This is a genomic window from Brevibacillus brevis (assembly GCF_022026395.1).
GTDB lineage: Bacteria > Bacillota > Bacilli > Brevibacillales > Brevibacillaceae > Brevibacillus.
The window spans coordinates 4,715,040-4,727,500 of record NZ_CP041767.1 but is presented as its reverse complement, the minus strand read 5'-3'; the positions used below and the strand labels follow the sequence as shown (position 1 = coordinate 4,727,500).

Below are 12,461 nucleotides of genomic sequence, written 5' to 3'. Positions count from 1 at the left end.
GTGGAGCGCTTGGAAGTGAGAATGCCGGTGTAAGTAGCGAAAAGACAAGTGAGAATCTTGTCCACCGAAAGCCTAAGGTTTCCTGGGGAAGGCTCGTCCTCCCAGGGTTAGTCGGGACCTAAGCTGAGGCCGAAAGGCGTAGGCGATGGACAACAGGTTGATATTCCTGTACCACCTCTGTTCCGCTTGAGCAATGGCGTGACGCAGGAGGATAGGGTGAGCGGCCTACTGGATGGCCGTCCAAGCAGTAAGTGTGGTGTGTAGGCAAATCCGCACGCCGTGAAGCATGAGCTGTGATGGCGAGGGAAATTTTAGTACCGAAGTCCCTGATTTCACACTGCCAAGAAAAGCGTCTAGCGAGGAACAAGGTGCCCGTACCGCAAACCGACACAGGTAGGCGAGGAGAGAATCCTAAGGTGCGCGGGATAACTCTTGCTAAGGAACTCGGCAAAATGGCCCCGTAACTTCGGGAGAAGGGGCGCCTCGGTAGGGTTAATAGCCCGAGGGGGCCGCAGTGAAAAGGCCCAAGCGACTGTTTAGCAAAAACACAGGTCTCTGCGAAGCCGCAAGGCGAAGTATAGGGGCTGACGCCTGCCCGGTGCTGGAAGGTTAAGGGGATGAGTTAGCGCAAGCGAAGCTTTGAACCGAAGCCCCAGTAAACGGCGGCCGTAACTATAACGGTCCTAAGGTAGCGAAATTCCTTGTCGGGTAAGTTCCGACCCGCACGAAAGGCGTAACGACTTGGGCGCTGTCTCGGCAAGAGACCCGGTGAAATCATAATACCTGTGAAGATGCAGGTTACCCGCGACAAGACGGAAAGACCCCATGGAGCTTTACTGTAGCCTGGTATTGGAACTTTGTGCATCATGTACAGGATAGGTGGGAAGCTGAGAAGCAGGGGCGCCAGCCTCTGTGGAGCTGTCGGTGGGATACCACCCTTGATGTACGGAGTTTCTAACTCGTCGCCCTTATCGGGCGAGAGGACCATGCCAGGTGGGCAGTTTGACTGGGGCGGTCGCCTCCTAAAAGGTAACGGAGGCGCCCAAAGGTTCCCTCAGAATGGTCGGAAATCATTCGTAGAGTGTAAAGGCAGAAGGGAGCTTGACTGCGAGACCTACAAGTCGAGCAGGGACGAAAGTCGGGCTTAGTGATCCGGTGGTTCCGCATGGAAGGGCCATCGCTCAACGGATAAAAGCTACCCTGGGGATAACAGGCTTATCTCCCCCAAGAGTCCACATCGACGGGGAGGTTTGGCACCTCGATGTCGGCTCATCGCATCCTGGGGCTGAAGTAGGTCCCAAGGGTTGGGCTGTTCGCCCATTAAAGCGGTACGCGAGCTGGGTTCAGAACGTCGTGAGACAGTTCGGTCCCTATCTGTCGCGGGCGTAGGAAGTTTGAGGAGAGCTGTCCTTAGTACGAGAGGACCGGGATGGACGCACCGCTGGTGCACCAGTTGTCACGCCAGTGGCACAGCTGGGTAGCTATGTGCGGACGGGATAAGCGCTGAAAGCATCTAAGCGTGAAGCCCCCTCCAAGATGAGACTTCCCACAGCGCAAGCTGGTAAGACCCCTCATAGACGATGAGGTTGATAGGTTCGGTGTGGAAGCGCGGTAACGCGTGGAGCTGACGAATACTAATCGGTCGAGGACTTATCCACACATTCTTAGCAATCATGCATATTCAGTTTTGAAGGAATAACGAAGAGAGGAGTCAATCCACTGGATTGGCTCTTTTTCCTATAAGAGAAGGGGAGCACATGGAACCAAAAGCAGAGAAAAAATATGAAGCTGACATGTACGAACCGATTCGGAATTATTTTGTCGCGCAAGGATATGACGTTTTTGGCGAGGTCAAGCATTGTGATTTAACTGCAATTAAAGGCGAGGAATTGATTATTGTCGAGTTTAAGCGCAACCTAAGTGTGGAATTGCTCATACAGGCCACCAAGCGACAACGCTACACCGATTTTGTTTATATGGCAATCCCGAAGCCCAAATACAAATTGTTTTCGAAAAAATGGCAAGATATATGCTACTTGGTTAGACGTCTCGAGCTCGGTCTCATACTTGTGTCCTTTCCAAAAAGAGGGCCCGCAGTCATGGAAGTGAATATTTCACCTGGACCGTTTGATCGGGTAAAAAGCAAGCAATTCAATCAAAAAAAGCGAAGCCGCATCATTGAAGAGATGCGGGGAAGATACGGCGATTACAATGTTGGCGGCAGTTATCAAACCAAGCTCATGACGGCCTACAAGCAGAACTGCATTCAAATTGCAACGTTGCTTCAGCAATATGGGCCGTTATCGCCGAAATTACTCAAGAGTAAAGGGGCAGGGGAGAAAACCTCGTCGATTCTTATCCAAAATCATTATGGGTGGTTTACCCGTGTGCAACGAGGGCTGTATTCGATCACGCCGACAGGGGAAAGAGAAATCGCGGAATACCCTGAGCTCATTACTTACTATCGGGAACAAGCAGAGAAACGAGACGGTACGTTTCCTGTAGATTCAAAAAAACAAAGGCAGCCTGCCGTGAAGGAATAACAGGCTGCCTTTTCCCTATTAAATGAATGAATTAGTGCGCAATCCATTCTGCAGTCATTTGCCCTACCAGTGCTCGCCCGGCCACAATGTCTGGATGAAACTGAATCGTTGCGTTTTGGCGGACGATTTTCACCTGTTGAATGGCATCCGATAATGGTTGTTCATTCTTCAGCTTTCCCCGAGCTTTTGCGATAGAAAGTCCCGCGACTGTACCTTGAGCCATTGCCACTTTGGCACTTTCAATTCCCGTGATATTGCCAGCAACATAGAGTCCGGGGACTGCTGTTTGCATGCTTTCATTGTGTAAGGGGACATGCCCACCCAAGGAGGGAACATAGGCAAAAGGGCACCCGGCAATCGCCGCTAATTCAGCGAGTGGACTTAATCCGCCTGCGATACAGACGAAATCAGCCGGAATGAATTGTTCGGTTCTAGCTATTGGTGAACCATCGGCATCAACTCGGGCGATACGGACACCCTCAACATGAAAGGTTCCGACGATTTCCAGTACTGCTGTTCGCAGTTGAATCGGGATGTCCCACATAGAAAAACCGTTGGAGGGGTAGAGGGACACTGCCAGCTTTTGCATCCATGAATTTCCCATCAGTTTGCTCCCCAGCCGAATCATCAGAGAAGGGGCAAGATGGGCGACACGCAATAAAGATTGCATCACTGCTTGCGGTTGCCCCGCAGTGCCACTGACAGTCGTACGAGGTGGGAGAATCATTCGATCCACCGTAATTCCAGCCAACTGCAATTCGCGGGATATCGCCACCGATAAGATATTGATACCAATGACGACTCCGCGTTGTCCTACTCGCACGCGCTGCACGTTCGTCATGACTTGAGCAGCTCCGATGGACATCACGCCAGGTAACGTCCACCCTGGCACGGGTACAGCAGCTTCAGAAGCCCCCGTAGCGATCAGGAGCAACGGGGCTATCATTTCCCCCACTGTGGTAGAAACAATCCAGCCATTTTGAGATTGGGTCAAATGGAAGACGGAAACGCCGCAACGGATCTCTACGCCAAGCCCAATCGCTTCTTCCGTGAGCCGGGCTGCCTCATCCAGCCCATTCCACCACACACCGTTTGGTTCTTCGTGAAGCTGTCCAAGCAAGCGACCCCCAGGACGATAAAACTCATCAACTACACGAACAGCCAATCCCTGCTTGGCACTTGCAATTGCTGCGGATAAGCCCGCGGGTCCAGCCCCGATGATGAGAAGATCGATCATGCACCATGCCCTCCTTTTTTCAAGGGAGTAGGAAGGACAGAACCCGCATTCACTCGCATGCCTTCCTGCACAAGCGTCATACAAGCACGCACGGTAGGGACACCGTCTACATGGACGCGACATTCATAGCAATGACCGATATTGCAGTAAATTCCTCGCGGTGTTCCTTTTTCCTCATGCACCCGAAGCGTACGGACACCTGCGGCCAATAGGGCTCCCGCAATCGTCTCGCCTTCGTAAGCCGTATAGACAGAGCCGTTATAATAAAAAGGAAGCTGCTTTCTAACCCCGAGTGAACCGAGAACCGGATGGTGATCAATTCGTTGACTCATGTACGTTGTCCCCCAAGCGTTTGAAATGAGACAGGACGGATAGGCGGTTGGTACCCAAGAGGTACAGTATGAGAAGGCGCTTGGCCAGTTACTTGCTGAATGACCTGATCGATCAATGTACGGCAGGTTCTACCACCGCAGCAGCCCATGCCGGCTCTGGTCCGTAGCTTGAGCTCGCGTGCGGTACATTGGTAGGTTTGGGCGGTTTCTTCCAATTCAGCGAGAGTTACTTCTTCACAACGGCAGATAATCAATAGATGCGATTCCATGATGAAGCCTCCTTTCATTCTTGCTTGATGAAAATGCAAGTGTCGTGCCATGGGAAAGCGAGTGAAATCATCCTGGCTGGCACAATACTTGCTGAATATTCTTAAAGAACTAGCCCAATCATGACAAACAAAAGAGGGATGACAGAGATGGAAAAAGTAACAAGACTGCGTGAGCAATTCGATTCACTTGGGATTGACGGGATGTTGATCACCAATGGACAAAATCGCCGATACCTCACAAATTTTACAGGTACATACGGAGTTGTCCTCATTTCAAGGGACCAAGCCAAGCTCTTCACAGATTTCCGTTACACAGCCCAAGCGCAAGCACAAGCAACAGGCTTTGAGATCGTTTATTTGCCGACAAAAGAATCCATTTTCAGCGAAGTAGCGCGCCAGACGGAAGCGATGGGGATCAACCATCTCGGCTTTGAGGAGGAGAATGTCTCGTTTGCCTTGCATCGTAAATACAGTGAGGCGGTCCAAACAGCATTCATTCCGACGTCAGGTGTCATTGAAGGATTGCGGATGATAAAGACAAAGGAAGAACTGGCGATCATTCGAACGGCTGCGCAAATCGCCGATGCGGCATTCTCCCATATTACTTCTTTTCTGCGTCCTGGTATCACAGAGCTCGCGGTGTCTAACGAATTGGAAATGTTCATGCGAAAGGAAGGGGCGTCGGGCTCTGCTTTTGACATCATTATTGCTTCTGGCTATCGTTCCGCACTTCCCCATGGCGTAGCGAGTGAAAAAACGATTGAAGCGGGCGATATGGTCACGATGGATTTTGGTGCATTGTATCAAGGGTATCGCTCTGATATTACCCGTTCGGTTGCTGTTGGAACTCCTGATGAACAGCTCAAAGCCATCTACGAGATCGTTTTGGAAGCACGCAATCGGGCTGTTGCAGGCATTCGTCCTGGCATTACCGGGAAAGAGGCTGACGCCTTCGCACGGGACTACATCACGGAGCACGGCTATGGCGAGCGATTTGGACATGGGATGGGGCATGGAGTGGGTCTCGATATTCATGAGGAGCCATTTATGTCCACACGTTGCACGACTGTCCTCCGAGAAGGCATGATTTTGACCGTAGAGCCGGGGATTTATATCCCAGAGCTTGGTGGGGTCCGTATCGAAGACGATCTGATTGTCACAGAGAGTGGCAATGAGGTGCTGACACATTCACCGCGCGAATTGATCATTTTGTAAATCGAGAGACAAAAGTCTTGGCCAAGTAAATGGGCTGAGGCTTTTTTTGTCTAACAGCGGTGTCTAAGATTTGAAACACGACAAGGTATACAGTGTACAAAAAAGTTTACAACAACCAAGGCTAGAACGAAGGTACAGCCGCATTCATTTTTTGGCACACCTTTTGCATTCTGATAATTCTGAAAACAAGTGCATAACGACTGAACAATGGGGGTTGATCAAATGAAAAAAAACATGTTGGCAGTAATGAGTAGTCTAGCAGTCATGGGAGTAGCGTTGGCAGGATGTGGAGGCGGACAGCCTGTAGCGAAGCCAGCCGAGCAAGCGGCACAGAGTGGACAGTCGGGCACGCAGCCAGCACCTGCCGCCACGGCGAAAGAATCAGCAAAAGCACAAGTCCTCCGCTGGAATCTTCACTCCGAACCTCCTACAGGTGATCCTGGACTTGCGGAAGACACGACTTCTGCAGCTATCGTCAAAGCAGTTTTTGATGGGCTGACACGCATCGGGCCTTCGGGCAAGCCAGAGGAAGCAGTAGCCGAGAAAATTGAAGTATCGAGTGACATGAAAACATACACCTTCAAGCTGAGAGACTCCAAATGGAGCAACGGAGAATCGGTAACAGCCCACGATTTCGAATACGCGTGGAAGCGAGCTCTCGATCCGAAGACAGCGTCCAATTACGCCTATCAACTCTATTACATCAAGAATGCGGAGAAGGCGAACAAAGGGACCGGCAGCTTGGATGATGTCGGCGTAAAAGCATTGGATGACAAGACCCTTCAAGTAGAGTTGACGAATCCAACCCCCTTTTTTCTGGAGCTAACCGCCTTCCAAACTTATTTCCCGGTAAATAAAAAAGTAGTCGAGGCCAATGAAAAATGGGCTGGAGAAGCCAAAACACACGTAGGGAATGGTCCATTTAAGATGGAGTCTTGGGAACACAAAAGCAAAATGATACTCGTGAAAAACGACAACTACTGGGACAAAGAGAGTGTCAAGCTGGACAAGATTGAGTTCTCGATGGTGGAGGATGAAAATACAGAGCTGTCCATGTTCGAAAACGGCGAGATTGACTGGGCAGGCAGTCCGTTAAGCTCGCTGCCAACAGATGCGATGCCAGCGCTTAAAGATAGCGGAAAGCTGCAAGTGAAGCCTGTCGGTGCTACCTACTGGTACAAGTTCAATACAGAGAAACCTCCGTTCAATAACGTGAAGATTCGTAAAGCTTTTGCCTACGCCATTAACCGTCAAATCTTGATTGACAACGTACTCCAAGCGAATCAGCAGCCAGCGATGGCAGCAGTTCCTCCGACAATGGGACTCAATACGGGCGGTTATTTCAAAGACAATGATCAAGATACGGCCAAAAAGCTGTTAGAAGAAGGAATGAAAGAGCTGGGCATCTCTAAACTGCCGCCGATCAAGCTTAGCTACAACACATCGGAAGGACATAAAAAGATCGCAGAAGCGATTCAGGACCAATGGCGACAAAACCTTGGTGCAGATGTGAAGCTGGAAAATCAGGAATGGAAGGTGTACCTCGAGACCATGCACGAGGGTAACTATCAGGTCGGGCGTCTCGGCTGGTCGGGTGACTTCAACGATCCGATCAACTTCCTGGAGCTGTTCAAGGAAAAGGACGGAGGAAACAATGATACGCGTTGGGAAAATCCGAGATTCAAAGAGCTGCTGAATCAGTCCGCCACCGAGAGTGATCCAGAAAAACGCAAGGCGATTTTGCGTGAAGCCGAGCAAATCATGATGGACGAAATGCCGATTATGCCGATCTACTTCTACACGCATACATGGGTGAAGAATGACAAGGTAAAAGGAATCTTCCAGGATGGTCTAGGCGCAATCGACTGGAAATGGGCATCAATCGAATAATATTCGAATGGGGGATGGGCTATGAAAAAATGGGGAAGTGTGATGGTCGCGGCGATGTTGACTCTTTCACTTGCTGTAGCGGGATGTGCCAATCAAGGAGCTTCTACTGGAGGCGCAGATGCTAGCGAAATACTCGTTGGTGTAGTTTTACCAGTAACTGGTAACAATGCAACGGATGGAAAAGACATGCAAAACGCCATTGAAATGGCTGTTAAAAAAATAAACGACAGCGGTGGAGTTCTTGGAAAAAAATTGAAGATCGAAGTAGCTGATGATGGCTGCGATCCACAAATGGCGGCGACGGCAGCCAATAAGCTGGTCTCCCAAAACGTAGTGGCTGTCATCGGTGGTTACTGCTCAGGTGCGACACTACCTTCATCGGGTGTATTCAAAAATGCCAACATTCCCATGATCGTTCCCGCAGCCAACTCAGCCAAATTGCCCGCGCAAGGTTATGACACCCTCTTTTTGATTAATGGCCTAACCCCAGATCAAGCTCAAACCGCAGCAGATTACATGGCAGCGAACCAAGCGAAAAAAGTCGTACTCATCCATGATAATTCTGCCTACGCCAAAGATTTGGCCGATTTTGCCAAAGCATCCGTTGAAAAATCCGGCGGCACAGTCATCGCGTACGAAGCGATCAACCCCGAAGAAAAAGATTTCAGCGCGCTGGTCACAAAAATCAAAGGTCTCCAGCCGGACGCGACGTATTTTACTGGCTATTATGCGGCTGGTGGACTGATGGTTAAGCAATTTAAACAAAAAGGTGTATCGGGTCTGTTCCTCGCAGGCGATGGCTCATTCAGTGAGGATGTCATCAAGATTGCAGGCGCAGACAATGCGGAAGGTCTTTTGATTACCGCGACCCCTACAGCGGAATTCATCGAGGGGGCAGAGGTATTCACTTCTGCCTACAAGCAGGCGTATAACTTGGCACCGGGTCCTTTCTCAGCGTTGAGCTACAATGCGGTCAATCTGCTGGCAGATGCGATCGGACGGGCGAAATCGACTGACCGTGACGCCATCAAAAAGGCAATCAAAGAAACAAAAGATTTCAAGGCACTCGGACAAACGATCTCGTTCAATGCGCAAAATACGCTGGATACCTCCAACTTCGCCGTTTTGAAAGTGACGGGTGGCAAGTTCACGTTAGCGAAGTAGGGTATATGTCAATCATTACCTCAAGTAAGGATGGTGGAGGAATGGATATTCTCGTCCAAACACTGGCGGACGGACTGGTTATTGGTGCCTTTTACAGTTTGATCGCTTTGGGCTATACGATGGTTTTTGGCATTATCAAGCTGCTCAACTTCGCGCATGGCGATCTCTACATGCTCGGTGCATTTGTCGGCTATACCTTGCTCAGCGTGCTTGGCGGAGATTCACCTGGAGCAGGTTTGATGGGAATATTGATTGTCTTATTGCTGACGATGGTGATTGTCGGCGTCATCGGGATGGGGATCGAGAAGGTGGCATATCGGCCGCTCTTGTTGGCTCCACGACTCTCTATCCTGATTACGGCAATTGGTGTTTCTCTCTTTTTGGAAAATGGCTCGATGATTGTTTGGGGGGCGCAGTATCAAGTGTATCCTTTGCAGCTTTCTCACGACGGCATTAGTCTACTAGGGGCCAAAATCACGTATGTCCAAATCGGACTTGTCATCATCTCGGCACTTTTGATGCTGGGCTTGCATTTATTCATCAATCGCTCGCTGTATGGCAAGGCTATGCGGGCGATTGCGCTCGATCAGACGGCTTGTCAATTAATGGGCATCCATGTGCATAAAGTCATTGGCTTGACCTTTTTCATCGGTGCTTCGTTGGCAGCAGGGGCGGGCACGATGGCAGGTGCTTATTACGGAACCGTCAATTTCATGATGGGCTTTATCATTGGGCTCAAGGCGTTTACCGCAGCGGTTTTGGGCGGGATTGGCAGCATTCCGGGAGCGATGCTGGGCGGGCTGTTGCTTGGGATGATGGAGACAGCCGGAACATTTATGTTCGGCGGTTCATGGAAGGACGTCGTGGCCTTTTCCCTGTTGATTTTGATTCTCGTATTGAAGCCAACGGGCATCATGGGTGAGAAAGTGACAGAGAGGATGTAGCGGATGAATCCATCTCGAAAAAAAATCGCTGTTGTCCTGTTGCTCGCCGTCGCGTGTGTACTCCCTTTTCTGTCCAATAACTACTGGCTGGATGTTGCGACACTTGCCTTTTTCTACGTTGTCTTGGCGCAGGGGCTAAATGTGGTAGTCGGTTTTGCCGGATTACTCGACTTGGGCTACGCCGCCTTTTTTGCCGTAGGTGCTTATACGACAGGCATTCTGATGACGGTATATCAATGGTCGTTTTGGCTTACCTTGCCTGTGTCCATGGCATTTGCGGCTATTGTGGGTGTGATCATCGGAGCGCCGACACTTCGGTTGCGCAGTGACTACCTGGCAATCGTCACCCTCGGTTTTGGGGAAATTATTCGTATTTTAGCGATCAATCTTACTATTACCGGATCAGCTTCAGGTATTTACGGAATCCCGCGCCCTTCTATTGGGAGTTATGTGCTTGGCGGCCAGACCGATTTTTACTATTTGATCTTGATCATTGCTGTTTTGGTGGTGGTGGCTGTCAAACGGTTGGGCACATCCCGCATCGGCAGGGCGTGGATGTATATTCGTGAGGACGAGGATGCTGCGGAGGCGATGGGCATTAACCGGATTAATATGAAGCTGTTGGCGTATTCGATCGGAGCTGTCATCGGGAGTCTGGCTGGTTCTGTTTTTGCTGTCAAAATGAGTGCGATTGCGCCGCTCAGCTTTAGCTTTACCCAGTCCATCATGATTCTTTTGGCAGTGGTACTGGGGGGCTTGGGCAGCATTCCCGGTGTCGTCTTGGGCGCCGTGCTGGTCATTGCCTTGCCGGAGCTGCTGCGTTCCGTGGAAGATTGGCGGTATTTGATCTTCGGTGCAGCGCTGGTCGCCATGATGCTGTTTCGCCCACAAGGACTGTGGCCAGCACGCTATGAGATGAAACAAGGAGCTAGACGTGGCGAGACCGAGGAGGCTACGGAAGGGGGCAGCAGTAATGACGTCAAGCTTGACAGTGAAAAATGTAACGCTTAAATTCGGCGGTCTGACTGCGGTAAACGATCTGTCTTTTGCTATCAGCCCAGGCTCGATCAGCAGTCTCATTGGCCCGAATGGAGCGGGGAAAACATCCGTCTTCAACATGATCACCGGATTTTACCGTCCGACAGCGGGGCAGATCATTCTTGAAGGCAACCAGCTCGTGGGAAAAAAGCCAAGCCAAATCACACTGCTCGGTATGGCGCGAACGTTTCAAAACTTGCGGCTGTTTCCGAATTTGACGGTCTTGGATAATGTCAAATCAGGCATGCACAGCCGCACGAGCCAAACCGTCTGGGGAGCACTATGGCAGACTAGGGAACAGCACCGAGAGGAACAGTTGATCGAGGATACGGCAAGGGACTGCCTTCGTTTCGTGGGGATGGAAGACAGTTGCTGGCGCATTGCGAAAAACTTGCCGTACGGCGCCCAGCGTTATTTGGAGATCGCGCGGGCCTTAGCTACCAAGCCGCGGGTGTTGCTGCTTGATGAGCCTGCTGCGGGGCTGAATTATGAGGAGAAGGAAGACCTGATTGCTTTGATCAAGCGAATCCGCACCCATTACGAGTTGACAGTGCTGATCATCGAGCACGATATGGGGTTGATCAAAAAAATCTCGGAAAAAGTAATCGTCCTCGACTACGGACAGAAGATCGCAGAGGGAACTCCCGAGGATGTGCTCAGCAATCCGCGTGTCGTAGAAGCCTACCTGGGCAAGGAGGACGAGGCGATATGACACCACTTTTGACAATCAGCGGAATTCATTCGTTTTACGGTAAAATTGAAGCGCTTAAAGGCATCGACCTGCACGTGCATGAAGGAGAGATTGTCGCACTGCTAGGCAGCAATGGTGCGGGCAAGAGCACAACACTCAAAACGATTTCCGGAATCGTTCGACCAAGCCGTGGAGACGTCTTGCTTCATGGACAGAGTCTCGTGGGTTGGGCCCCTCACCAAATTGTCGAGGCAGGCATCATCCATGTACCAGAAGGCAGGCGGATTTTTTCTGGTTTGACCGTGCGTGAAAATTTGGAGCTAGGCGGTTTTACACAGAGAAAAGAGAAGGCAGTTATGGCAGAGGGGATTGAGCAGGCTTTCACGCTGTTCCCCCGATTGAAGGAGCGGAGTGAACAAATGGGAGGAACGCTGAGCGGAGGCGAGCAGCAAATGCTCGCAATCTGTCGCGGTCTTATGGCACGTCCAAAGCTCTTGATGCTAGATGAGCCGTCGATGGGACTCGCCCCGATTATTGTGGTTGAGATCATGAATATCATCAGGGAAATAAACAGGCAAGGCACGACGATCCTTTTGATCGAACAAAATGCCAAGGCAGCGTTGAAGCTTGCTCATCGCGGCTATGTAATGGAGACAGGGCGAATCGTCATGGAAAATAAGGCAGACGTTCTCAGGGCAGACGATTCGATCGTCAAGGCGTATTTGGGTGCGTAGGCCTCGTGCACTGCTTACATGCCCGACGACAAAGGAGGAATCAACCATGGAATTGATCCGTATTTTGTCTGAGGTGTTGCCGCCTAAAGAGGGGCGAAGGTTTCCAGATTTTTGTTTGCGTTGGCGTGTGTTTTTGTGTAAAAAGCGGCTGTAGTGGAGGGAAGAAGCGTATTTCCAGTCTACGCTTCGGCCTACGCCCCGCAAGGGGTGGATACTGTCCGCTCCGGAATGAATGGCGGGAGCGCTTCAAACGTAGAAGTTTCGAAGAGGTATTCCATAAGTGAAGCTGAAATTCCCCGCCATTCATTCCGGAGCTGGGGCGGGCTCCAGAGGCGCTTGGACTGGAAATCCGCTTCTTCTTACGCGGCTTTTGTAAAACATGATTGCAAGTCGATCCAAGAAGG

General features: G+C 50.7%; 11 protein-coding genes and 1 rRNA gene (1 of these 12 only partly in view). 9 read left to right on the top strand and 3 right to left on the bottom strand.

All coding sequences use genetic code 11. The features are described from left to right. Both FO446_RS22375 and FO446_RS22370 read left to right on the top strand, forming a co-directional pair. Nucleotides 1–1,658: ribosomal RNA gene (locus FO446_RS22375) — 23S ribosomal RNA — on the top strand (it extends 1,271 nt beyond the left edge of the window). Between the two features lie 99 nt (nt 1,659–1,757). Further along, entirely contained in the window at nt 1,758–2,543 is a 786-nt protein-coding gene (locus FO446_RS22370) for a DUF2161 domain-containing phosphodiesterase (RefSeq protein ID WP_221866724.1), read from the top strand. A gap of 31 nt (nt 2,544–2,574) precedes the next feature. Here the strand turns inward: FO446_RS22370 and FO446_RS22365 are convergent, their stop codons facing one another. From FO446_RS22365 to FO446_RS22355, 3 genes are read right to left on the bottom strand one after another with little or no spacing between them, the layout of a single operon-like run. Next, nucleotides 2,575–3,780, bottom strand: a complete 1,206-nt coding sequence (locus FO446_RS22365) for an NAD(P)/FAD-dependent oxidoreductase (protein WP_221866723.1) — start codon at nt 3,778–3,780, stop codon at nt 2,575–2,577. Further along, a complete protein-coding gene (locus FO446_RS22360) occupies nt 3,777–4,112 on the bottom strand; it encodes a (2Fe-2S)-binding protein (protein WP_221866722.1) in 336 nt (111 codons plus the stop codon). The genes FO446_RS22365 and FO446_RS22360 overlap by 4 nt, the downstream gene beginning before the upstream one ends. Beyond that, nucleotides 4,109–4,381: a (2Fe-2S)-binding protein gene (locus tag FO446_RS22355; protein ID WP_173612062.1), complete on the bottom strand. Its 273-nt coding sequence runs from the start codon at nt 4,379–4,381 to the stop codon at nt 4,109–4,111. The genes FO446_RS22360 and FO446_RS22355 overlap by 4 nt, the downstream gene beginning before the upstream one ends. A 147-nt stretch (nt 4,382–4,528) precedes the next feature. On the opposite strand from FO446_RS22355, the gene FO446_RS22350 reads away from it, so the two are divergent. The 7 genes from FO446_RS22350 (at nt 4,529) to FO446_RS22320 (ending at nt 12,057) form a co-directional block, all read left to right on the top strand. Next, nucleotides 4,529–5,596 carry a M24 family metallopeptidase gene (locus FO446_RS22350; protein ID WP_237899105.1) on the top strand — a complete coding sequence of 356 codons (1,068 nt, stop codon included), beginning with the start codon at nt 4,529–4,531 and terminating at the stop codon, nt 5,594–5,596. Between the two features lie 222 nt (nt 5,597–5,818). Then, on the top strand, nt 5,819–7,486 hold the full coding sequence (locus FO446_RS22345) for a peptide ABC transporter substrate-binding protein (RefSeq protein ID WP_237899103.1): 1,668 nt from the start codon (nt 5,819–5,821) through the stop codon (nt 7,484–7,486). A gap of 21 nt (nt 7,487–7,507) precedes the next feature. Then, nucleotides 7,508–8,650, top strand: a complete 1,143-nt coding sequence (locus FO446_RS22340) for a branched-chain amino acid ABC transporter substrate-binding protein (protein ID WP_237899101.1) — start codon at nt 7,508–7,510, stop codon at nt 8,648–8,650. A 41-nt stretch (nt 8,651–8,691) separates the two neighbouring features. Next, nucleotides 8,692–9,594: a branched-chain amino acid ABC transporter permease gene (locus tag FO446_RS22335; protein WP_237899099.1), complete on the top strand. Its 903-nt coding sequence runs from the start codon at nt 8,692–8,694 to the stop codon at nt 9,592–9,594. Nucleotides 9,595–9,597: 3 nt separating this feature from the next. Then, entirely contained in the window at nt 9,598–10,605 is a 1,008-nt protein-coding gene (locus FO446_RS22330; RefSeq protein WP_237899097.1) for a branched-chain amino acid ABC transporter permease, read from the top strand. Further along, nucleotides 10,568–11,344, top strand: a complete 777-nt coding sequence (locus FO446_RS22325) for an ABC transporter ATP-binding protein (protein WP_237899096.1) — start codon at nt 10,568–10,570, stop codon at nt 11,342–11,344. The genes FO446_RS22330 and FO446_RS22325 overlap by 38 nt, the downstream gene beginning before the upstream one ends. Continuing rightward, nucleotides 11,341–12,057, top strand: coding sequence for an ABC transporter ATP-binding protein (locus tag FO446_RS22320; RefSeq protein WP_173612055.1), 717 nt, complete (start codon nt 11,341–11,343; stop codon nt 12,055–12,057). Before FO446_RS22325 ends, FO446_RS22320 begins: the two co-directional genes overlap by 4 nt. The last annotated feature ends 404 nt before the right edge of the window (nt 12,058–12,461 follow it).